This is a genomic window from Amycolatopsis pigmentata (assembly GCF_042684065.1).
Taxonomy (GTDB): Bacteria; Actinomycetota; Actinomycetes; order Mycobacteriales; family Pseudonocardiaceae; genus Amycolatopsis_E; species Amycolatopsis_E pigmentata.
In genome coordinates, this window is record NZ_JBHUKR010000020.1 from 101,180 (window position 1) to 124,491 (window position 23,312).

A 23,312-nucleotide genomic window follows, 5' to 3' on the forward strand; every position below is an offset into this window, starting at 1 on the left:
CGCACCCCCGCTGGGGGCATGCCCCCAGACCCCCGGCGCGGCGCTCGCGCCCGGCTGGGCCGGAACCACCGACACTTCGGCCAGGATCGTGGCGACATGCCGTTCCAGGGCGGCCTTGTCCCCGGGGGCCACGTGCAACGCCGAACCGTTGCGTGCCATGACATAGCGGCCCTCTTCGGTGTCCACCCAGACCACCGGGGTGACGGACCGGCGGTGGTCACCGGTGGAGGCGCCGAACAATCCGCTCCTCCGCCGCCCGCCGCCGAGGCCGGCGGCCGCGATCGCCTCCCCGAGCGGGTCGCCCGCTTCCCCGAAAGCGGCGCAGGGCAACGACTTCTCCGGCCCGGTGCCGGGTGCGCACCGGGGCAGGACACCGGTGATCGCGGCGGCCAGCGCGGTGGAGGAGACCCTGGTCAGCCACAGTTCACCACCCGCGAGCACGGCGAGGACCCCGCACTCCGAGCCCGCCGCGGCCAGTGCCCGCACCGGATAGCCGATGTCACCCACCACGTCGACCGCGACGTGATAGCAGGTGAGCAGGCGCAGCGCGGACACCAGGCCGTCGTCGACGGCCGCGCCGGTCATCAGTCCGCGGTCGCCCAGTTCCCGGTACACCTCGTTGGCGAATTCGGCGCGCTGCTCCGGGGTACGTCCGATGCGCGGGACCTCCAGCGGGTACGGTATACGGCCGAAGTCCAGTGCCCACCAGAGAATGTCGAACTCATGGGTGGACAACACGAAGTCCGGGCCGCTGGGCCGAGTCACCGGGAAACCCCCTGTTACATTCGCGGAAGCACCGTCAAGTGAACACCGCGACGTCCCCCACGTCAGCTTGATCGGTGAAGCATTGTCCCACCGAACAAGCAACCTTACCCGTTCAGTCCTCAGGTAAGAAGGCCATCTCGGCGCGAACCTGTTCCTGCCAGGCCCGTGCGACGACATTCGGCAGTTCGAGCGCGAGGTCCAGGCATTCCCGTGCCCGCGCGGTCTCACCCGCCTGGCGCCACGCCGCCGCCTCGGCCAGCAGCGCGCTGCCTTCCATGCCCGGCATGCCACATTCGCGGAAGACCAACCGCGCTTCGCGGAAGGTCTCCGCGGCCCGCCGGTACTCCCCCAGTCCGGACAGCGCCCCGCCGATCTCACGGGTGACCACGGCGGACATCCAGCGCCGGACCTCCACGGGAGCCTCGTCCGCGTGTTCGGCGGTCTCGGCCAGGAGATCGCGATGGGTGGAAAGCGCTTCCTCGTGCCGCCCGAGTGCCTGCTGCACCCGGCCGAGCCGGTTGTGGAGGGAGAGCCGCATCGACCAGAAAGGGAACTCCTCGCCCAGTTCGCAGGACTGCTGGGCATGGCCGAGTGCTTCCTCGGGCCTGCCGAGTCGCAGGAGCACCGAACCCAGGTAACCGTGCGCCCACGCCTGTTCCCGCAACTCGCCCACCTCGGTGGCGACGGCCAGCGCTTCGCGGTGGGTGGCCAGTGCGGTCTCGTTGTCCTCCAAGCAGACCTGCTGGGCCCAGCCGAGGAAGTTGAGCATCACGGCGAGTTCGTCCCGGCTGTCCAGCGCGCGGGCGGCCTCCGCGCCCAGCCGGAAGACCTCGTCCCACGGACCTTGCAGCCAGTAGCCGTCGGAGTACCAGTGCATCGCCCTCGCCAGGTCGAGCACCTCGCGGTGATGCCCGAGCCGCGCCGCCTCGCGCTGCGCGGCCAGCCAGTTCGTGCGCTCCTCCTCCAGCCAGTCCGCGGCCTCTTCACGCGAAGCGAACGGGGCGGTGGACACGGCGTCGGGGAAGAAGACGCGACCCGCGGCGGTGGCGGTGCCGAGCACGTGGTCGAGCACCGCGTAGTAGCGCCGCTCGCGGTCGTCGGGTTTCTCCTCCGCCTCCCACCGTTCTACGGCGAACAGGCGGATCAGGTCGTGGAACTGGAAACGGCCGGCGGGCGAAGCGGTCTGGAGGAGGCTGGTGTCGACCAGTTCGTCCAGGCAGGCGGTCAGGTCCGGCTCGGGCATCCCGGCGCACACCCCCGCCAGCCGGGCGCCGAAGTCCGCGCCGGGCAGCGCGGCCAGCCGCCGGAACAGGATCTGCGCGGGCGGGGAGAGCCGCCGGTAGGAGATCTCGAACGCCGACCGCATCTGCAGGTCCCCGGCGGACAGCGAGTTGAGCCGGGTGCGCTCGTTGCGCAGCAGGGCGACCAGGTAGTCCAGCGACCAGTGCGGCCGGGTCGCCAGCCGGTTGCCCGCGATCCGGACCGCGAGAGGCAGGTTTCCGCACAGGGCCACGAGTTCGCGGGCGGCCTCCGGTTCGGCGTCCACCCGGGTGGCGCCGACGATGGTGGCCAGCAGGCTCACCGCGTCGGAGTCGGCGAGGGACTCCAGCCACACCCAGCGCGCCGATTCGAGTCCGGCGAGCGCGCGGCGGCAGGTGATCAGGGTGAGACAGCCCGGCGTGGTGGCGAGCAGCGGACGGACCTGGCTCTCGTCGGAGGCGTTGTCCAGCAGGATCAACACCCGGCGCCCCTCCAGCAGCATCCGGAACAGGTTCGACTGCTCCGCCTCGGCCAGCGGGATCTGACCGGGGGCGACGCCGAGCGCGCGCAGGAGCCGGTCGAGCGTGGCGCGCGCGCTGAGCGGCCGCTCGTCCATACCACGCAGGTCCACGGCGAAGCAGCCGTCGGGATAGTCGTCCTTGAGGCGATGCGCGGCCGCGATGGCGAGCGCGGTCTTGCCCACCCCCGGTTGCCCGACGATGGCGATCACCGCGCCGCGTTCGTCGGCAGGCGGGCGCACCTGGTCCAGTTCGCTTTCCCGCCCCACCAGATCGGGCACCATCGGCGGCAGCGCGCAGAGCGCGGTCGGCCCGGCCGGACGCGGCGTGCGCCGGCGGCCTTCCTTCGCTATTGTTAAAAACAATTCACGTTCGCTGCCGGTCAGCTCCAGGGCGTCCGCCAGTACCTCGGCGGAACGCTGCTGGGCCGCCTGCGCCCGGCCGCGTTCGAGGTCCCGGAGCGCCCGGACGCTGATCCCGGAAGCGCGGGACAGGTCGGCCTGGGACAAGCCGGCTGCGCGCCGGTGCTCCAGCAGGAGCTTGCCGAACGTCGATGACCTTGCGTCTGTCTCGTCCACCGCCCTCTATTCAACCGGCAGGATCTTGCCGGTGAAAACCTGCCCCCCGGTTTTCCTTGTTCGTCACTGGTCCCACCCGGTTGAGTTAGTACATGTCTTCACGAATCGCCTGGCCGGACCCCCGCGCGAGATCCGGGCAGCCCCGCCGCGCCCTGGTCCGCGTGGCCGTGCGGGCGGCGGATCCGCTCGTCCACGCCGGGGTGGTCGGTGAACTGCGCACCGCCGCCGGGGTCGAACTGACCGACGACGCGGCCGGTGCCGACGTGGTGGTGGCGGTCGCCGAATCGGGACTGCGGAACCTGCTGTCCTCGCCGACCCGGCTGGTGCTCGTCGCGGACAACCCGCGTCAGGCCGAACTGTGGACCGCGATCGAACACGGCCTCGTGGTGATGGTGCCCCGCGCCGAGGCGACCACGCAGCGGCTGCTGCGCGCCATCTCCGACGCCCACCACGGGCGGGGTGACCTGCCCCCGGAACAACTCGGCGGCCTCCTGCGGGGATTGTCCCGGCTGCACGAAGAAACCCTCGCGCCGCGCGAACTCACGCTCAGCGGCCTGTCCCACCGCGAGACCGACGTGGTGCGGCTGCTCTCCGAGGGCCTGGACACCGCCGAGATCGCCGCCCGGCTGAGCTATTCCGAGCGGACGGTGAAGACCATCCTCCACGGCCTGCTCACCCGGCTCGGCCTCCGCAACCGTGTCCACGCGGTCGCGCACGCGCTGCGCCAGGGACTGATCTGAGGCCGAGAGCCTTCGCCGACCCGCGTCCGAGGCGCTCCCCTGCCCGACCGCGCCCGCCGGACGCTCCCCAGTGGACACAAAAAAACGACCGTCCATTGCGGACGGTCTTTTTTCACGTTCAGGGACTTCTCACTCAACCGGCTCTTGTGTCGTGCCGTTCTTCCTATCCTACCGCGGCCACGACGGTCGCTTTCGAAGGGGCACCTCGAAAGCGGGCGTCGTGGCCGCGACCCTCTCGCCGAATGCTGAAGTCGCAGATGGCCGGGGGTTCCGGGCGGCTCGGTGATCGGTGTTCAGGGACCGGGTCACCGGCGCCAGGATGTCTCCCGGCGAACGCTCGCGGAAACGGCCGGCGCCGTTCGCGAGCGGTGGAGCGGGGTTCCCTCAGGTCGTGAGGGATCTGACGTGGTACAACTTCATTCCGGATGTCACACGCGTCGTCGCGCGATCGGTTGTCCCGCAACGCTTCCGCGCTCGAGCCGGCGGCAGGGTGCCTGGCAGCGGAGTGTTCAGATGACACCGGCGCGCATCGCGTAGGCCACCGCGTGCGAGCGGTTGCGCAGGCTCAGACGGTTCGTGATGGCGTAGATGATGTTCTTCACGGTCCGCTCCGAATAGCGCAGGCTGCGCGCGATCTCGTTGGTGTCCAAGCCGTCCGCCATCAGCCGCAGCACGTCGATCTCCCGGGCCGACAGGCTGGAGGCTCCCATCCCGTTGGGCGCGAGCACATCGCGATGCAGCAGCTCGGCGTGCTCGAGCAGTTGCCCCAGCAGGTTCGGCGGGACTTCGCTGCCGACGGCCGCGGCGTCTTCGATCGCCTTGACCAGCCGGTCGTCGGTCACCGCGGTCCGCGGGACGAGCGCGACCACCCGGCATTCCACCGCGGTGAGCAGCTCGACCTCCTTGATTTCGTTGATGACCAGCACGATCGGCTTGGCCAGTTCGGCGGCCAGCGCGCGCAGTCTGGCCACCGCGGCCTGCGTGAGGCGGTCGAACGCGGCCACGACGACATCGACCTCGTCCGGTCGCGGCTGGGAAACCACCGACACACCGGAGCGCGTCGACAGGCAGTTGGCCAGGCCCGCCACCGTAATCGGGTCGAGTGCGGTCACTGTGACGCGGGTTTTCTCCATGACTCCTCGGCTTTCTCCACTTTCCCAACGGTCAGCGTTATTCAGGGCGCGCCCACGAGTGCGGGCAGCCAGGCCGTGGCTTCCGCGCCGCACGCCGGCCGGCAGGAAGGCGGCCTGCCTTCCCACCCTCGTAGCTTCGCGGGCGCGTCATGTCTCACCACCACCGGCAACCTCACCTTGTGAATAGCGCTCAGTCGAAGCAAGGCTCGACAAGAACTTGTGGAACCTAGTTTCGGGGCACACTCTTCACGGCGTCTCTAAGCCGTCTACATGGCACTCCGGTAACCTGATAAAGATCGGTCACCGGAGTGCCATCAGGGCAGAACAGGGCGACCTATCGGGCAGAACCCGTCAGGCCAGGCCAACCGGACCGGCTGCGGATTCCTCTTGCTCTCGTTCCGCGGCGAGACGAAGCACCCGCCCGCGCACCATGAACCAGCCGATCACCAGCAGCGCGGCGAGGCCGGGCAGACCGTAGATCAGGATACGGCCGCTCTCCCCGTTGAAGTAGCTCAACGCCAGCACGCCGATCAGGAAGGCCAGCGTGATGTAGTTGGTGTACGGCGCGCCCGGGAGGCGGAACGACGGCCGCTCCACCTCGCCCCGCTTCGCCTTGCGGTGGAAAGCGAGGTGAGCGATGAGGATCATCGACCACATCGCGATGATGCCCACGGCGGAGAACTCCAGCGCGATCTCGAACGCCTCGCTGGGCACGACCATGTTCAGCACGATGCCAGCCAGGTAGAAGCCCGCGGTGAGGAGCACACCACCGAAGGGAACACCGCTCTTGCTCATCTTCTCGAGGAATCGCGGCGCGGAACCGGCCGACGCCATCGACTTCAGGATCCGGCCGGTGGAGTACAGGCCCGAGTTGACGCTGGAGAGCGCCGCGGTCATCACGATCAGGTCCATGATGCCGCCCATGCCGGGCACGCCGAGCTTGGACAGCACGGTGACGAAGGGGCTCTCACCGGAACGGAAGTCGGTCCACGGCAGCATCATGCACAGCAGGATGACCGAACCGATGTAGAACACACCGATCCGCCAGGCCACCGAGTTGACCGCCTTGGGGATGATCTTCCGCGGGTTGCTGGCCTCACCGGCGGTGATGCCGACCATCTCGACGCCGGCGTACGCGAACACGACGCCCTGCAGGATCAGCAGCGCGGGCAGGATGCCGGCCGGGAAGATCCCGCCGTGGCTGAACACCAGGCCCGGTCCGGTGGCGTGCCCGGCGATCGGGGTCCGGACGATCAGCAGCACGATCCCGGCGATCATGAACGCGACCAGCGCGACCACCTTGATCAGGGCGAACCAGAACTCCATCTCGCCGAACAGCTTCACCGAAACCATGTTCACGGCGAGGATGACGACCAGCGCGATCGACGCCGGAATCCACTGCTGCAGGTTGGGCCAGAAGAACTGGGTGTACTTGGCCACCGCGGTCACGTCCGCGATGCCCGCCGTGGCCCACTGGAGGAAGTACATCCACCCGGCGAAGAAGGCCGCCTTCTCGCCGATGAACTCACGCGAGTAGGAGACGAACGATCCCGTGGTCGGGCGGTGCATCACCAGTTCGCCCATCGCACGCACCACGAGGAAGGCGAAGACCCCGGCCACGGCGTAGACGATGGCCAGCGCCGGTCCGGCGGAGTGCAGCCGCGAACCGGCACCGAGGAACAGCCCGGTCCCGATCGCGCCGCCGATGGCGATCATCTGGACCTGCCGATTCTTCAGGCCCTTGTGATAGCCGGCGTCCTCGGCCTCGAAGGCCTTGGCGGCCGCTTTGGGTGGCCCGGCAACGGTGACTGGGCTCGGAGGTAGGGACATGGGGTTTCCTCTGCGTATCGGGGACTGGGTCCGGAGCGGGTGAGGTGGCGCACAGGTTCGGTGCGCCATAGCGGTACATGGTGTGAGGGCGGTTACGGCACCGGCAATGCGCCTTGAGGGAAACTTGATGTTGCCTTGACGCCGAATTAGGTTTGGCGGCCGGAAAACGGCGAGTACGCCTGGAAACGCTTCCCCGAACGGCCTTCGCGACACCTTCGGGCCTGCTCAACAACGGTGTACCGCAATTCGACCGGATAACTCAAGTCATTCTTAACGCCTCTGGCGACCGGCCCGCGGAAGTGGCATCTTTTCCGCAAAAGCGGAAGAGGCGATTTGAGTCATGACCCTGACCGAAGACCTGTCCATTTTCCACGATGCCGGACTCGGTGACCTGGGCCGGCTGTACTACCGTGCGGTCCCGGCCGGCGATCCCGCTGCCGGGGAAATCGAGCTGGTGCGCGCACACCGCGAGCTGGCCGAGGTCCGCGAGCCGGGTACTCCGGTGATTTCCACGGTGGAGCGTGCCGCCGGCGGCAGCCGCCGCTCCTCCCCCGCCACGGTGATCCAGGTGGTCACCGACGACATGCCGTGCCTGGTCGACTCCGTGCTCGACGAACTGGCCCGCAGCGGAACCCGGGTCCGGCGCGTGGTGCACCCGATCGTCGTGGTCCGCCGCGACGCCGAGGGCACGCTCACCGAGATCCTCGCCGATGCCGACCCGGAGCGCCCGCCGTCGGGCGCACTGGTCGAGTCGTGGATGAGCATCGAGGTCGACCAGTTGCGGGGCGAGGGCCGTGCCGGGGAACTGTGCAAGCGCCTGACCTCCGTGCTGGACGACGTCCGCGAAGTCGTCCGGGCCGGTGAGGAGATGCGCGACATCGCCCTGGCCGTGGGCGCGGCCGTGGAGGATGCCGACGCCGCCGCGCTCCTGCGCTGGCTGGCGAACGGCCATTTCATGTTCCTCGGCTACCGGTTCGACGACTTCACTCCCACCGCGGATCCGGTACTGGGACTCGGCCTGTTGCGCGGGGACAGCTCCCTCGTGGCCGGGCTGGACACGCCCGCGCCGGAAAAGGGCGCGCCACTGCTGGAGCTGGCCCCCGCGAGTGGACTGTCCACTGTGCACGGTCCGGGCACGCCGTTCCACATCGGAGTCCGCACCTTCCACCCGGACGGCCACGTCACCGGCGTGCACCGGTTCGTGGGTGCCTTCACCAGCGCGGCCAAGCACGAGAACGTCACCGCGATCCCGGTGGTCTCCGAGCGGGTCCTGCAGGCGATCCACCAGGCCGGTGTGCCGCTGGAGTCCCATTCCGGCCGGCGGATGCTCGGCATCCTGCACGATCTCCCGCGTACCGAACTGTTCTCCGCGGACTGGGAGTTCCTGCACGGTGTCGTCACGGGCGTGCCCGCGCCGGCCGAGCGGCACCGCATCGCGCTTTTCGTGCGCCGCGATCCCCACGGCCGGTTCTACTCGTGCCTGGTCTACCTGCCGCGGGACCGGTTCACCACCGCTTCCCGCCTGGCGATGGAAAAGGTGCTGCTGTCCGAACTCGGGGGCACGTCGGTGGACCACTACGTGCGGGCCGGGGAAGCCGCGCTGGCCACCGTGCAGTTCATCGTCAACACCGGCGCGGTGCGGGTGGCGGAGCCGGATGTGCAGCGCCTCACCGAGAAGATCTCGGCCACCGTGCGCGGATGGGACGACCATCTCGTCGAGAAGGTGCTCGCCGGCAACGACATCGAGGTCAGTGCCGAACTCGCCCAGCGCTACGCCGCCGCGTTTCCCGAAGCGTACAAGGAAGACTTCGGCGCGGAGGTCGGCCTGGCCGACCTGACGAAACTGCGGAAACTTTCCGGCGACGGCGATCTCGCGCTTTCGGTCTACGTACCTTCCGGCGCCGAAGCCGGCGAGGCGCGCTTCAAGCTCTACCTGTGCGGCGGGCGGATCACGTTGTCCGCGGTGCTGCCGGTGCTGGACCGGATGGGCGTCGAAGTGGTCGACGAACATCCCTACGAGGTTTCGTGGGACGGCACCCAGCGCTGGATCTTCGACTTCGGCCTCGCCCACGAGCAGGCCGGTGTCTGGCGGGACGCCGCCGCCCGCGACCGGTTCTCCGAGGCGTTCGCGGCCGTGTGGCGCGGTGACGCCGAGGCGGACCGGTTCAACGCGCTCGTGCTGTGCGCGGATCTCGACTGGCGGCAGGCCGCGCTCCTGCGCGCCTACGCCAAGTACCTGCGCCAGATCGGCACGACCTACAGCGAGAGCTACCTTCAGGACACGCTGCTCGCCCACCCGGAAGTCGCCACGGCGCTGGTGTCCCTGTTCGAGACCCGGTTCGCGCCGTGCTCGGAAGCGGACGAGCGGGAGCGGCGGACCGCCGAACTCGACGCCACGATCACCGGCCTGGTCGACGAGGTCACCAGCCTCGACGCCGACCGGATCCTGCGCGGCTACCACAGCCTGATCCACGCCACGGTGCGGACCAACTACTTCTACTTCGTGGGCAAGGCCAACCCGGCGGGCAAGGACCACGTCCTCTCGCTCAAGCTGAACTCGGCCGCGGTGCCGACGATGCCGCAGCCGCGGCCGCACTGCGAGATCTTCGTGTACTCCCCGCGTGTCGAGGGCGTGCACCTGCGATACGGCCCGGTCGCGCGCGGTGGCCTGCGCTGGTCGGACCGGCGCGAGGATTTCCGCACCGAAATCCTGGGACTGGTCAAGGCGCAGGCGGCGAAGAACGCGGTGATCGTGCCGGTCGGCGCGAAGGGCGGGTTCGTGGTCAAGCGCCCGCCGGGTGAGGACCGGAACGCGCTGGTCGCCGAGGCCGTCTCGTGCTACCGCATGTTCATTTCCGGGCTGCTGGACGTGACCGACAACCTGGTGGACGGGCGCGTCGTGACGCCACCGCGGGTGGTCCGGCACGACGACGAGGACGCCTACCTCGTGGTCGCCGCGGACAAGGGCACGGCGACCTTTTCCGACTACGCCAACGAAGTCGCCACCGCCTACGGATTCTGGCTCGGTGACGCGTTCGCTTCGGGCGGTTCGGTCGGCTACGACCACAAGGCGATGGGCATCACGGCCCGGGGCGCGTGGGAAAGCGTGAAGCGGCACTTCCGCGAACTCGGCGTGGACACCCAGTCGCAGGACTTCACCGTGGTCGGCATCGGCGACATGTCCGGTGACGTCTTCGGCAACGGGATGCTGCTGTCCCGGCACATCCGCCTGGTGGCGGCCTTCGATCACCGGCACGTCTTCGTCGATCCCGACCCCGACCCGAAGGTGTCCTTCGCCGAGCGGCAGCGGCTGTTCGGGCTGCCCCGCTCGTCGTGGGCGGACTACGACCCGGCCAAGATCAGCGCCGGTGGTGGCGTGTGGCCTCGCACCGCCAAGTCGATCCCGGTCAGCGCGCCGATGCGCGCCGCGCTGGGGCTCGCCGACGGCACCGAAGCGCTCTCCCCCGCCGAACTGATCCAGGCGATCCTGCGGGCACCGGCCGATCTGTTGTGGAACGGCGGGATCGGCACGTATGTGAAGTCGGCCGCGGAGCACCAGACCGACGCGCACGACAAGGCCAACGACGCGGTGCGGGTCAACGGCGGCGATCTCCGGGTGAAGGTGGTCGGCGAGGGCGGCAACCTGGGTCTGACCCAGCTCGGCCGGATCGAGTTCGCCCGGGCCGGGGGCAAGATCAACACCGACGCGCTGGACAACTCGGCCGGCGTGGACTGCTCCGACCACGAGGTCAACATCAAGATCCTGCTCGACCAGGTCGTGGCGAAGGGAGGGCTCTCGCGGGCCGACCGGGACAAGCGGCTGGCCGCCCTCACCGGCGAGGTCGCGGAAGCGGTGCTGGCCAACAACTGGCGGCAGAACCGGGTCCTCGGCGTGAGCCGGGCGCACGCGGCCGCGATGGTGCTCGTGCACGCGCGGATGATCCAGTACCTGGAACGGCACCGCGGACTGGACCGCCGCCTCGAAGCCCTGCCCTCCAAGCAGGAACTGGTGGCGCTCGAGCGTGCCGGGCAGGGACTGACCTCGCCGGAGCTGGCGACCCTGATGGCACACGTCAAGCTGGGCCTCAAGGAGGAGGTCCTCCGCTGCGGCCTGGTCGAAGAAAGCGCTTTCTCCCACCGCGTCGCCGACTACTTCCCGGCTCCCCTGCGGAAGCGGTACGCGGCCGCGATCGAGCAGCACCCGCTGCGCCGGGAGATCGAGGCGACGCTGCTGGTCAACGAGGTCGTCGACAACGGTGGCCTGTCCTATGCGTTCCGGCTGGCCGAGGAACTGTCCGTGGAACCCGCCGACGCGGTGCGGGCCTTCGCCGTGGTGACCGAGGTGTTCGACCTGCGTTCGTTGTGGGACCAGATCGACCGCGAGGGCGAGGCATTGCCCACCACGGTCACCGACGCGCTGACCCTGGAGACCCGCCGCCTGCTCGACCGCGCCTCGCGGTGGATGCTGACCCAGCGGCCGCAGCCGCTGGACGTGGCCGCCGAGACCGAACGGTTCCGCCCGCTCGTGCGGCGGCTCCAGGCCGAGGCCATGGATCTGGTGCGCGGCGAGGAAAAGCGCGCCGTCGGGCACCAGGCCGAGCGCCTGATGGCCGACGGGGTTTCCGAGCCGCTCGCCCGGCGGGTCGCGTGCCTGCTGGCCACCTATCCCCTGCTGGATGTCGTCGAGATCGCGAAGGCCGCCGAAGGCGACGACGCCACCGAATCCGCCTCGCGGAGGGCGGCCGAGCTGTACTACACGCTGGCCGATCATCTGGGTGCGGACACGTTGCTGACCGAGGTGAGCGAACTACGGCGTGACGATCGCTGGAACGCGCTCGCCCGGCTCGTGCTGCGCGACGATCTCTACAACTCACTCCGCGCGGTCACCCTCGACGTGTTCCTCGGCAGCGATGCCGGAGACGGCGCCGAAGACACCATCGACGTGTGGGAAGAGGTCAACAAGTCCCGCCTCACCCGGGCCCGGCTCGTGCTCGACGAGCTGAGCCGGTCCGGGCGGGCGGACCTGCCCGCGCTGACCGTCGCGGTCGACCAGATCCGGAGCATGGTCGGCTGATCCCGCGCGGGGGGTGGTGAGCGTCCGCTCACCACCCCCCGCGGTACCGCCTTCGGGAAGAACGGACAGTAATTGCCGCCACCTAGGGCACATACCGTCCGTGGACATTGCCGTCGGCGCCGAGCACTAGCAGGATTCCCCTTCAACGGTGAAGACCCGGAGGACCGTAGGTGCGTGTGCTGCTCGTTGAAGACGATGCCCGCGTCGCCGCCGCGATGCGCGCCGCGCTGGCCCGGCGCGGCATAGCCGCCGACTGGGCCACGACCGGCCGGGAGGCGCTGGCCAAGGCCCCCGGGGCCGACGTCGTCCTGCTCGATCTCGGGCTACCCGACATGAATGGCTTCGACGTGTGCCGGGCCATCCGCGACAGCGGCGACACGGCGATCATCGTGGTTTCCGCCAAGGGACAGGTCGACGACCGCATCCTCGGTCTGCGTTCGGGTGCCGACGACTACCTGGTCAAGCCCTTCAACGTGGACGAACTGGTGGCAAGGGTCGACGCCGTGCTGCGCCGCCGGACGGCCACCCAGGCCCCTCGCCCGGACCGGGTGCGGTTCGAGGACATCGAGATCGACCTCCCGCGCCACGAGGTGTGCGTGGACGGCGCTCCCATCGCGTTGTCCCGCAAGGAGTTCCAGCTTCTGGCGATGATCGCCGCCGCGGACGGGGACGTCTGCCCGCGCGAGCGCTTGATCGCCGAGGTGTGGGGCGAGACGTGGCCCGGTGCGAACCGCACGCTCGACGTCCACGTCGCGACGTTACGGACCAAGCTGGACCGGCCCGGGCTGATCGTGACGGTCCGGGGCGTGGGGTACCGGCTGGCCGGGCGCGTGGTCCGGGCCACCGCGGCCGACACCGAGGCGGGATCACGGTGACCGCGGCGCGCCGTGGGGCGTCGCGGGAAAGGCACTGAGGCGGCAGAGTGCGTTCACGGTTGCTCCCGGTTGTGCTTTTCCTTGTGGTTTCGGTGTTGCTGGGCCTCGGCGTCCCGCTCGCGCGCAGCCTGTCGGACAGCGAGCGGCAGCGGATGTTCCTCGACCGGCTCACCATGACCGAACGGCTCGCGTCCCTGGCCCAGCGTCCGCTGCTGACCGCACAGGACGACAGTCTCGGGAAGGTTCTGCGGCGCTACAAGGAGGTTTTCGGCGTCACGTCGCTGGTGGTGGACCGCGACGGCACACCGGTGGCGCAGGGTGCCCAATCGCCCCCGTTGTCCGACACCGCCGTGCGGGCCGGGCTCGGCGAGGCGCTGGCCGGCCGTCAGCCGGAAAGCACGGGATCGTTCCTGCCGTGGAGCGACCGGCCGATGGTGCTGGCCGAACCGGTGATGGTGGACGGCGAGGTGCGCGGCGCGGTCATCACCGTGTCCCCGACCGACGCGCTGCGGCAGCGGGTGCTGTGGTGGTGGTGGCTCGTCCTGGCGGGCGGAATGGTGGTGCTGATCCTCGCGATCATGCTGGCCCTGCCGGTGGTGCAGTGGATCCTGCGGCCGATCCGCCGCCTCGACGACGCCACCGGCCAGGTGGCCAAGGCGGTCGCCGAGGGCGCGACCTTCCAGCCGTCCACGGCCAGCACCGGGCCACCGGAACTGCGCAAGCTCGCGCGGTCCTTCGACGCCATGGCGATGAGCGTGAGCGAAGTGCTTGCCGCGCAACGGGCCTTCGTCGCCGACGCCTCGCACCAGTTGCGCAACCCGTTGACCGCGTTGCACATCCGGCTCACCAACCTCGACGAATCGGTGACCCGCGACGGGATCGAGGACTACGCGGCGGCGGTCAGCGAGGCCCAGCGGTTGAACGAAGTACTCGACGGACTGCTCACGCTGGCGAAGACCGAGGCGAGTTCCGGCGTGGCGATCGAGATCGACGCCAGCGCGGCGCTCAACGACCGGGTCACCGCCTGGCGCGCGGTGGCTCGCGCGCGGGACGTCGAGTTGTACTCCGACATCCCGGACGGACTTTCCGTCTACGCCGTGCCCCGTGCCGTGGACCGGGTCCTGGACGCCCTTCTGGACAACGCGGTCAAGTTCACCGCGGGCCATGAACCGTCCAGAGTGGAGGTCGAGGCCCATCGTTCCGGTGACATGGTGACGATCGTCGTGCGTGACCACGGACCCGGGATCGATCCGTCCGAACTGGACCGGGCGACCGACCGGTTCTGGCGCAGTCCCGCCCAGCAGAACGTGTCCGGCTCGGGGCTCGGGCTGTCGATCGTGCGGCAGATCGTGGACCGCTCGCACGGCGATCTCAAGCTCGAACTCCCCGACGACGGCGGCCTGCGGATCTCGGTGAGCCTGCCCTATCAGTCGTTGACGTAGTGCGCGGCGCGGTAATACGCCATCGCGCCGGCGTGCAGGGGAACCGGAACCGTTTCCACGCCTGAGCGCACGTCGATCGAGCGGGCCGCCGGGTTCGCCGCGGCGAGCGCGGCCTGCGCGTCGAAGACGCCCTCGGTGAGTGCCTGGGCCAGCGGATCAGCCATCCGGTCGGTGACCAGAAGGTAGTTCGGCAGCAGCAGAGTCGTGACCGGCTCGGGCAAGTTGTACGTCGCGGCGGGCAGGGTCGCGGGCTCGTAGACGTCGTAGGTCCGGGACATCGCGGGCAGCACGTCCGACAGGTCGACCAGACGGATCGGGATGCGGTGTGCCAGCGAAGCGACCTGTTCGGTGGGAAGCCCGCCGGACCAGAAGAAGGCGTCGATCCATCCGCGCGCCAGCCCGTCGACCGCGTCGTCGATGGCGAGACGACGTTGCTGGATGTCGGTTTCGCGGGGCAGTCCCGCGATCTGGAGCAGACGGTCGGTCAGCAGCCGCACGCCGGAATCGGCCGGCCCCACCGAGACGCGCAGGCCCCGGAGATCGGCCAGCCGCTGCACCTTCGACCCGGCGGGCACCACCACCTGCACGTAGTCGTCGTGCATGCGGGCCAGCGCCCGAAGACGCCCGCCGTCTCCCAGCGAGCGCAGGGCTGCCGCGTCGGCCGCGGTGATCCCGACATCGGCCTGCCCGGCCAGGAGCCGGTCGAGGTTCTGGCCCGACCCCGCGCTGGTCAGTACCTCCGGCTTGACCCCGAGAGTCGATGCCCAGGCCGTGGAAAGCGCCGCGCCGAGCTGGTTGTAGACCGCGCCGGCACTGCCGGTCGTGATCCTCAGGCGCGTCCCGTCGAAGCGGGTCGCACACCCGCCGAGCAACGCCAGGCCCGCCGCCAGCAGCACCGCGCGCCGTCCCGCCACCGGCGGCCCGGCTGTCCGGGCATCCCTCATCACGCGACCACCGCATCCACCACGAGCCTCGTTCCCGGCTCTTTGCGGTCGATCCTAACGACACCACCGGGGTTGGCGGCGCGAAGTTCCCTTCCCGCACCGGAATTCTGCCCCCGGATACACCGTGGTAGGCGGACCGGCGGCGGGCCACCGTGTCCGGCCCGCCGGCTCACCTGATCACGGCCGGAGACGGGCGCCGTTTTTCTTTCCCGCTGGGGAAACCGCGCCGCGGAAAAGCTTACCGTACGGGAAATTCACGCCCGGCCCCACCCGCGGCACGGTATTTCACAGCTCCAGAATGAATTCGGCACCACGGAGGGCATCGCAGGGCACCGGCTGCCCGCATTCGGTACAGGTCCGCCCGTTCACGCCGTGGTGGCGCAGCAGCGACACCGCGGAGGCGCGGTAGTCGTTCAGCAGGGTTTCCCAGCTCATGTCGGGTTTCGGGGCGGAGCCCGTCATCGTCGTCATCGCCATCACTCGGCTTCCAGTCTCATCGGCCGGGGCGTCCGCTCGGAAAACCGTGATCGGTGAGCCGGGCGCTCCATTGGTCTTTTCCGGCTGCGCACCAGGATAGCCCGCGCCGACCACGACTCACCCCGCAACCCCGCGAAAAGCACGTACGGACGCCGAGACACACCTTTTCAGGCACAGTACGGGCGGTGCGGGGCAACATCCGTGAGGAGAATGGGCAGCGGCGTTCCTCGATTCGGGACCGGACGGTATTTTCACCTCCGGCAGAGAAGACCCGGCAGGGAGAGGCGATGATTTTTCTCGGAGCCCGGCGGCGGGAGGAAACGGCGGGTGAAGCGCTGGTGCGGGCGCTGTTCAGCGAGCACGCCGCCGCGATCGCCGCCCACGCCTTCCATCTGACCGGAGACCGGGGCATGGCCGAGGACATCGTGCAGGAGACCGTGCTGCGGGCGTGGCGCAACGCCGACCGGCTTCTCGCCCGGCAGGGGTCGATACGGTGGTGGCTGCTGACCGTGGCGCGCAACCTCGCCATCGACCGGATCCGGTTGCGTGGCAAGCATCCCGAGACACCGGACCCGGAGACGACCTCCGATGTGCATCATGATCACGCCGATCATATCGTCGACGCCATGACGTTGTCGGGCGCGCTCGACCATCTGCCCGCCGTGCAACGGGAGGTGGTCGAACAACTCTACTTCCTCGACCGGAGCGTGGAGGAGACCGCCAGGACGCTCGGGATACCGCCGGGGACGGTGAAGTCCCGTTCCTACTACGGAAAACAGGCACTCCGTGGACTGCTCGCGGACCGCCGGGCCGCCCAGTGAAGGCGAACGCGCTGGCTGAATCCGCGCGGAACCCGCCCGCCGACACCGACCGCAACCGGCGGATCATCTCGGCGATCCTGGCCCGCGACTCCGCCCGCCCGTTGGTCACGGTGACCGGGCCGGTCGGCTCGGGCCGCAGCACGCTGCTGGACCAGTTGTGCGCGGCCCTTTCCGGCCAGGGCGTCCGGCCGTTGCTGCTGCGACTTTCGCCGAACCCGATCCCGACCCCGCTCTACAGCGCACTCCGGTCGATCGACGGGCCGCCCGGGGACGGCGGCGGGCAGCCGTCGATGTGGTGGTCACCGGTCGACCCGCTGACCGGCACGCACGCCGCGGCCACCCCGCGGCACACCGCCGCCGCGATCGCGGAGCCGCTGACCGCGGCGGGCGACGTGGCGATCCTGATCGACGACGCGCAGTGGATGGACCCGCATTCCCTTGCCGTGGTGGACCATCTGGCCCGCCGGCTCGCCGGGACGAGTGTGCTGTGCGTGTGCGCGGTCCGCGTACCGGTGACCGGGCCGATGTTCGCCGCCGGGTGCGCGACCCTGGACGCGCTTCGCGCGGAAAACCTGCTGCACGAGGTGAATCTGCGGCCGCTGGGTGAGGCGGACATCGGCGCGGTGGCCGCCGCGGCGTTCAACGCCCGGCCGGATCCCGAACTCGTCACCCACCTCCGGCGTCTCACCGGGGGCCTGCCCGCCGCGCTGGTCCCGGCGATCGACGCCTACCGGCGCGCCGAGGAGATCCGGGTCGTCGACGGCTACGCCCACCTCGCCCCGCGCCACAACCGCCCCACCCTGCCCGCCAACCACCAGCTCCTGCTGAGCGTGCGGCGCAACGGCCCGCTCACCTGGTCAGTGGCCAAGGCCGTCGCCGTGCTGCATCCCCTCGGAGACGCGGCACCGAAGCTGCTCGGGGAGGCGCTCGGGGTCGCCGAAACCAAAGCCCGGCAGGTCCTCGGCGAACTGCGTGATGCCGGTGTGCTGCGGCACAGCGCACGCGGCCGCCGGTGGCGTTTCCGCGTGCCGTTGCTGGCTTCCGCGCTGTCCGCCCAGCTGGGGCCGTTCGAGAGGCGGCATCTGGCGCAACGCGCGATCACCGCGCTGTGGCAGGGAAACGCCGACTGCGACGACCCCGACTACCGCGCGGACCAGCTCGCGATCGCGGGAAAGATGGTCGACCCGGCGCGCGCCAAGAACGATCTGCTGAGCCACGCGGCGAAGGCCGGCGCCTACGACGACCGGTGGCTCCGCTCGGCGGCGGCGCTGTCCACGGACCAGTCCGACCGGGCCCGGACGTTGCTGACTCAAGCCATGCTGTGCCTGGCGCACGGCGACTACCGGCAGACGCTGGTGTGCGCGGAGACGATCTGCCGCGAACTCGACGGTCAGCTCTCCGACGACGAATCCGGCGAACTCGACCGTATTCGCGTCCTCGCCTCGCACGCGGTCGGGGACAAGGCGACGCTGAAGGATCTGGCGGCGGATCCCGATCCACGGCGCGTGGTGGCCCGTGCGACCGCGCTGTTGCTTCTGGGCCGCTGGCGCGAATGCGGAACGCTGGTGGCCGGGTCGCGGGAAGAGTGGACGAGCGGGCCGCTCTCCGCGTCTTCCGGTCATCTCGTCGAGGCGCTGACACATTTCGTTTCCGGCAGTCACCTGCTCGCCGAACGGTGTGCGGAGGAGGCCTACCGACAGCTTTCGGACAGCGCGGAACGCCGCCAGGCCCGCGTGGCCGGGATGCGCGTGCTCATGAAGCTGATCGGCAACGGCGTCGCGGCGGTGGAGGATCTCCCGTCCACGCCTGCGCTTCCCGCCTCGGCACGGGCGGTACTCGCGGCCCACCAAGGCCGGTTCGACGAGGCCATGGAGCTCGCCCGGCGGGCCATCGCGTCCGGCACCATACGCGGCCACGACCTGACCCATACGTTCCTGCACGAAGCCGCCGCGACCATCCAGCTTTCGCGCGGAAAACTCACCGGCGGCCGTGAACTGCTCATGGTGGCACGGGAAGCCGAAACCCCGCTGCCCTATCTGCTCGACGGCGCCGAAGCCTTGATCGACCGCGCGCTGGGCCAGCCGGACCAGGCGAGAAAACGCTTACTGCACGGCGTCGGCTATGCCGGGGAACGAGATCTGGTCATCGGCACCGACACGTTGCTGCTCCAGCTCGCGGAACTGGCGATGGACCGCGGGGAACTCGCCGCGGCCCGCCGGTACATGCTCGACATCGAGCGGGTGGCGACCCGCTCGGGTACCCCGGGCACGGCCCTGACCCTGGCGCTGGCCCGTGCGCTCGTCGAGCGGGACGCCAAGGCGAGCGAGGACGCCATCCGGCTGGCCCGCGAACTCGGGCGCCCGTATCAGCTCGCGGAGGTGATCGCCCGGCTGGTCACGCACAAGCAGGGTGATCCGGCGCTGCTGGCCGAAGCGTATGAAATCCTCGGCGAGCTCGGCGCCCTGCTGAACCGCGCGTGGCTGCGGAACCTGATGCAGGAGCACGGGGTGTCGATTCCGGGCCGGCGGCAGACCGTCGCGGAGAACGAGCGGCTGCTGTCCATCCTGGTCGCGGACGGCCTGGCCAACAAGCAGATCGCGACCGTGCTGGGGACCAGTGAGAAAAGCGTGGAAGGCAGGCTGGCACGGCTGTTCTCCCGGACCGGCTACCGGTCGCGGGTGGAACTGGCGATGTCGGTGCTCACCGGTCTCGGCGGTTGAGCACCGGCCACGTCAGTCTTCGTCGTCGTCCTCGAGCGGCACCTGTTTCAGGATGGCGCCTTCGAGCCGCATGGAGGCGGGAGCGCCGGGGTTGAGCAACACGTCGACGCCGCTGTCCGGCAAGGCTTTCACGATGTCGGCGAAACCGGCTTCCACCCACCCCGCGGCCTGCACCCGCTCGCGGTGCACGGCCGCCGTGGTCACCAGCACCGACGGCACGTCGTCCGGCGCGGGCGCCACGATCACGAGCCCTTCTTCGTCGACGGCGACACCGAAGACGGCGTCACGCATCACCTCGATCAGCGTGGAGCCGTCCGTCCCGCCGCGCACGACGAGCTGCATCTCCGCGTCGACCGGGTCGGTCGGCGAGCCCGGCCTGCTGGGCCGGTAGGCCGGATTCGCCTGGAAACGCCGGTTGTTGCCGTCCTCATCGAAGTACCAGCCGCCCACGACCGCCTCCGCGGGCGGTTCGTCGTCCGGCGACGAAGGTTCCCACGCCGGATCCACCACAAGCACGAACCGGCCGATGACATCGGGCTCGTCGGGCATGCCCTCTTCCCCGGCGGGCTCAGTCATGCCGCGACCCGGATCACGCGCAGTTCGAACGGGCTCGGGTCCATGACCGGCTGGCCGTCCTCGGACATCGGGTCGATGATCTGGATGCCGGTGCCCTCGTGGATCGCCCACAGCAGGTGGCCGACGGACTCCCGGCCGCGGAAGTCCTTGCGGCGCACCCAGATCAGCGCACGGGTGCCGGACGGGAAGGAGGTGATCTCCTCGAACGCCGAACCCCAGTGCGGGTGCGCGTTCACACTGGTCACCGTGCCGAGCTGGGCGATGGTCGGGGCGTACCAGGCGGCCTGGCCGGGCGGCGGTGGCTCGGGCAGCCCGGGCGTGCTGTCGTCCCAGTCCTCCAGCCAGCCCCAGGGGTCGCGGTTGGGCAGTCCGAACGGCGATTCGCCGGAGGCCTTGGGAACCACCACGGCGGCGTCGAGCATCTGGTCCTGCCAGTCTCCCGAGGCCGCGAAACGCCGCGTGTTGCACGCGAACAGCCAGCCGCGTTCCATCTCGTCCTCCGGGTCCGGGGACACGAGTTCGGCTTCGTCGTCATAGGTGTACTTGAGCCAGAGACCGGCCTTCTCCACGGCCTGCTCGAAACGGGTGGCTTCGCCCAGCCACGGCACGTCGATCTCCGGGACCTCGTCGACGGGGTCGCGGTGGAAACGGGCCAGCACCAGGCCGGCCACCTCGTCCTCGGCCAGGCGAGCGAGGCTCCCCCGCTGGCCGTCGATGACCACGACACCGTCTTCGGTCAGGTCCACATAGAGCAGATGGCCGGTCAGCGTGCGGCCGTCCAGCTGACGCTGGAGCCACACCGCTCCCTTGGTCCCCATGCCACCGTCCACAATGGCCTGACTGACCTCGGCCCAGTCCCGGCACGCCGACACTTCGGCGCTGGGGAAGTACCTCGAGATCATCCGGTCCCACCAGCCGGGTTCCTCGTCGGCCGCCTGCCACGGCAGTGCGGTGGCGGGATGGTGGCTCAGCGCGGCGTCCGTCGCGACAAGGCAGTTGCGGGCGTTGACCCGCCACCGCCACAACCCCGCCGCGGACGGGCTCGACAGGTTGAGGTCCTCGTCGAGCGGGTCGGCGTTGGCCACCGGGAAGGGGTCGTCGCCGTCGACGGGCACACACAAGGTGGCCGCGAGCATCGGCTCCTTCTCCTTGGTGTAGCGGCAACCGAACAACGCCGAACGCTCGCTCTGCGCGAGCGGCTGCTCGTCGTCCAGGGTCACCAGCCCGCCGTAGGTCGCGTCCAGCCAGGTCCTTGCTCGTCCGGCAAGCTCGTTCACTTCGTTCTCCGTAAAGCTCTAGCGGTTAGCGTAGTCCGATTTCCGGGTGCCACGATGCCGGGCCGGGTGCTGCCAGACCCTACTCCCATCACGGATCCCGTGATCACCGCGGCGATGACAGGCGATACCCGCGCCGTGAGCACAGCTCATCGCCTCCCCGCCCCGGCGGCCAGGACCGCCCGGGAGCCGAGCACCAGTCCGGAGGGCACCGACACCACCGCGGTGACTCCGGGAGAGGCGTCGCCGCCCAGCAGTTCGACGCCGAAGCCGTTCCTTTCGGCGAGCCTGCCCACGACCAGCAGTCCCACCCGCGCCGAGCGCGCCGGTTCGAGCGAGCCGGGATTCATCAGCCGTTCGTTCATTCCCAGCACCTCCTCGTCCGACATGCCGATGCCGTTGTCGATCAGGGCGATGGAAAGGGCGCCGTCACGCAGGATCTGAGCCTGGACGAGCACGTCGTGCTCCGCCGGGGAGAACGAGGTGGCATTGTCCAGTAGTTCCGCCAAAATCCGGATGAGGTCGCGCGCTTCGGCACCGGCGATCGCCGCGTCCGGCAGGTCGAACACCTCGACCCGTTGGTACTGCTCGATTTCCGACAGCGCCGCGGCGAACACCTCCCCGAGCGGAACCGGCTCGGCACGCTCGCGGACCAGCTCGGTACCGGCGAGGACCAGCACGTTCTCGATGGTGCGGCGCAGCCGCGCGGCGAGACGACCGAACCGGCGCGGCTGCGGCACAGGCAGGCCGTCCCGCTCGAAGTCCTCGGCCAGGCGAAGCTGGTGCCGCACCAGCGATTGAGCCCGGCGAGCCATGCCGGTGAACACTTCGGCGTGGAGGGCACGCAACCGCACCTGCTCGGCCACGGCTCCGGCCGCCCGGTCGCACACCGACTCGAAAGCCGCCGCCACCTCCGCCATCTCGGCGTTCGTGAACGCGGGCAGCCTCGGCCCTTCCCCGTCGGCGGCACGGCCGGCACGTATCGCCGACAACGTCTCCGGCAGTTCGTTCCCGGCGATGTCGAGCGCGGCGGTCCGCAACGACCGGGCTGACCTCCGGAGGTGACGGAGGACGACGGTGATCACCACACCGGCCACAAGCGCGGCGGCCACCAGCACAATGACCAGGTTCCGTAGTGCGGCGGTGGCCTCGTCGACGGTCGCGCTCGCCGCGGCGTCGGCCGAATCGGCGAACCGGGCCGCGACCTCCGCGAGCTTGCCGGCCGAGTACCCGGCCGGATCCTCGCCGGGGGCGGCCGCGGTGAACTCGCCGGGCCAGTTCGCGGCGAGCACGGCCGCCTCGCTCGCCTGGCTCAGCTCGGCACCGTCGAGACCACCCTTTGCCGACCCGAGGTCCAGCAGGTCCTGTTGCCGGGCGAGGTATTCACAGGCTCGCGACAGCGCGTGCGCAGCGGTGAGACGCGCGGCCAGACGAGCGTCGGAGAGCTCGGCCACGAACGAGGCGTCGAGATCCAAGAGCGCCCCGGTGATCACGGAATACCGGCTTGTCATCGCGGCCGGATCCACCATGGCACGCACCTCGGCGAGCCGGGACAGCTGTCCACTGGCGACTTCCCCGACCCGGCCGTCCGGAGCGGCGAGAATGCTGCCGAGCCTTCCCACCGCGGAATCCACTTCGGCACGAGCCTGGCCGGGCCGTCGGGCACCCGCGACGGCCGCGCGTTCGGCCCGCAGCGCGGTGATCGCGGCCGACACCTGATGTTCACTGTGGACAATGGTGGCGTCGCGCCGCGCCACATCGCGGGCGCCCACGCCCTGCCAGACCAGGACGGTACCGGCCACGAACGCGAGGACAGCCGGCACGGCGAGCATCGCGGCGAACGTGACCGGCATACTCCATTCCCGCCACCGCGGCAGCGCGCGAAGCCGGGCCGGAAGATTCCCCGACCGAAATGACACGAGCCCGCGCACCCCCTTTCTGGTGGCCCCGCCAGGCCGGGCAATCGCCGAACCGCGCGGAAGCGATTCAAACGCGCGGTCCGCCGTCGCCGGAAGAGCGCACGACGCGATTGGGGACTTCGGGGAGAACACTGTGCCCAAACGACCTGAACGGCGGAAAGGCGAGGCGATCGTGCCGGGCGGCCTCCGTCCCGGCCCCCGGCCGCGCCACGCGGGGGGTCCAGAGGGCGCCTGACACCACCCTGAAGGCGTTCCCGGCGCGTGTACACACAGTAACAATCGACGTGGTGATCTTGCGGAAGGAACCTCTAAACGGGTATAAGTGACAGCACTCTTGCGGCCGAGACGCACGCAGCGTTCCCATCG

15 protein-coding genes are annotated in these 23,312 nt (G+C 69.9%); 6 read left to right on the forward strand and 9 right to left on the reverse strand.

Annotated features, from left to right (window positions below; all coding sequences use genetic code 11):
* Both ACFSXZ_RS30425 and ACFSXZ_RS30430 read right to left on the reverse strand, forming a co-directional pair.
* Window positions 1–765 (reverse strand): ESX secretion-associated protein EspG (locus ACFSXZ_RS30425; RefSeq protein WP_378268822.1); only part of this gene is annotated, 765 nt, incomplete at its 3' end.
* Window positions 766–877: 112 nt separating this feature from the next.
* On the reverse strand, window positions 878–3,121 hold the full coding sequence (locus ACFSXZ_RS30430) for an ATP-binding protein (protein ID WP_378268823.1): 2,244 nt from the start codon (window positions 3,119–3,121) through the stop codon (window positions 878–880).
* A gap of 92 nt (window positions 3,122–3,213) precedes the next feature.
* Here ACFSXZ_RS30430 and ACFSXZ_RS30435 point away from each other — a divergent pair, with 92 nt between their 5' ends.
* Window positions 3,214–3,861: a helix-turn-helix transcriptional regulator gene (locus tag ACFSXZ_RS30435; RefSeq protein ID WP_378268824.1), complete on the forward strand. Its 648-nt coding sequence runs from the start codon at window positions 3,214–3,216 to the stop codon at window positions 3,859–3,861.
* Window positions 3,862–4,370: 509 nt separating this feature from the next.
* Here ACFSXZ_RS30435 and ACFSXZ_RS30440 read toward each other — a convergent pair.
* Together ACFSXZ_RS30440 and ACFSXZ_RS30445 are read right to left on the reverse strand one after the other, a co-directional pair.
* Window positions 4,371–4,994, reverse strand: coding sequence for a helix-turn-helix transcriptional regulator (locus ACFSXZ_RS30440; RefSeq protein WP_378268826.1), 624 nt, complete (start codon window positions 4,992–4,994; stop codon window positions 4,371–4,373).
* 351 nt (window positions 4,995–5,345) lie between these two features.
* The gene (locus tag ACFSXZ_RS30445; protein WP_378268828.1) at window positions 5,346–6,824 is read right to left on the reverse strand and encodes an amino acid permease; all 1,479 of its coding nucleotides are present in this window, start codon (window positions 6,822–6,824) and stop codon (window positions 5,346–5,348) included.
* A 340-nt stretch (window positions 6,825–7,164) separates the two neighbouring features.
* Here ACFSXZ_RS30445 and ACFSXZ_RS30450 point away from each other — a divergent pair, with 340 nt between their 5' ends.
* From ACFSXZ_RS30450 to ACFSXZ_RS30460, 3 genes are all read left to right on the forward strand, one after another.
* Window positions 7,165–11,898 (forward strand): NAD-glutamate dehydrogenase, encoded by a 4,734-nt coding sequence (locus ACFSXZ_RS30450; RefSeq protein WP_378268829.1) that lies wholly within the window; start codon window positions 7,165–7,167, stop codon window positions 11,896–11,898.
* A gap of 170 nt (window positions 11,899–12,068) precedes the next feature.
* Window positions 12,069–12,773, forward strand: coding sequence for a response regulator transcription factor (locus tag ACFSXZ_RS30455; protein WP_378268830.1), 705 nt, complete (start codon window positions 12,069–12,071; stop codon window positions 12,771–12,773).
* An 83-nt stretch (window positions 12,774–12,856) separates the two neighbouring features.
* Window positions 12,857–14,215 (forward strand): sensor histidine kinase, encoded by a 1,359-nt coding sequence (locus tag ACFSXZ_RS30460; protein ID WP_378268832.1) that lies wholly within the window; start codon window positions 12,857–12,859, stop codon window positions 14,213–14,215.
* On the opposite strand, the gene ACFSXZ_RS30465 is transcribed toward ACFSXZ_RS30460, so the two are convergent.
* Window positions 14,200–15,159 carry a TAXI family TRAP transporter solute-binding subunit gene (locus tag ACFSXZ_RS30465; RefSeq protein ID WP_378269094.1) on the reverse strand — a complete coding sequence of 320 codons (960 nt, stop codon included), beginning with the start codon at window positions 15,157–15,159 and terminating at the stop codon, window positions 14,200–14,202. The genes ACFSXZ_RS30460 and ACFSXZ_RS30465 overlap by 16 nt on opposite strands.
* A 285-nt stretch (window positions 15,160–15,444) precedes the next feature.
* Window positions 15,445–15,630, reverse strand: a complete 186-nt coding sequence (locus ACFSXZ_RS30470; protein WP_378268834.1) for a hypothetical protein — start codon at window positions 15,628–15,630, stop codon at window positions 15,445–15,447.
* A 293-nt stretch (window positions 15,631–15,923) separates the two neighbouring features.
* Between ACFSXZ_RS30470 and ACFSXZ_RS30475 the strand changes: the two genes are divergently transcribed.
* Window positions 15,924–16,457, forward strand: a complete 534-nt coding sequence (locus ACFSXZ_RS30475) for a sigma-70 family RNA polymerase sigma factor (RefSeq protein WP_378268836.1) — start codon at window positions 15,924–15,926, stop codon at window positions 16,455–16,457.
* Complete coding sequence (locus ACFSXZ_RS30480; RefSeq protein ID WP_378268838.1) at window positions 16,454–19,177, forward strand: ATP-binding protein; 2,724 nt, start codon at window positions 16,454–16,456, stop codon at window positions 19,175–19,177. Before ACFSXZ_RS30475 ends, ACFSXZ_RS30480 begins: the two co-directional genes overlap by 4 nt.
* Window positions 19,178–19,189: 12 nt before the next feature.
* Here the strand turns inward: ACFSXZ_RS30480 and ACFSXZ_RS30485 are convergent, their stop codons facing one another.
* The 3 genes from ACFSXZ_RS30485 to ACFSXZ_RS30495 form a co-directional block, all read right to left on the reverse strand.
* Complete coding sequence (locus tag ACFSXZ_RS30485) at window positions 19,190–19,753, reverse strand: type VII secretion system-associated protein (RefSeq protein ID WP_378268840.1); 564 nt, start codon at window positions 19,751–19,753, stop codon at window positions 19,190–19,192.
* Window positions 19,750–21,030, reverse strand: coding sequence for a YrhB domain-containing protein (locus ACFSXZ_RS30490; RefSeq protein ID WP_378268841.1), 1,281 nt, complete (start codon window positions 21,028–21,030; stop codon window positions 19,750–19,752). Before ACFSXZ_RS30490 ends, ACFSXZ_RS30485 begins: the two co-directional genes overlap by 4 nt.
* A gap of 146 nt (window positions 21,031–21,176) precedes the next feature.
* Entirely contained in the window at window positions 21,177–22,880 is a 1,704-nt protein-coding gene (locus ACFSXZ_RS30495; RefSeq protein WP_378268843.1) for a sensor histidine kinase, read from the reverse strand.
* Window positions 22,881–23,312 lie beyond the last annotated feature (432 nt).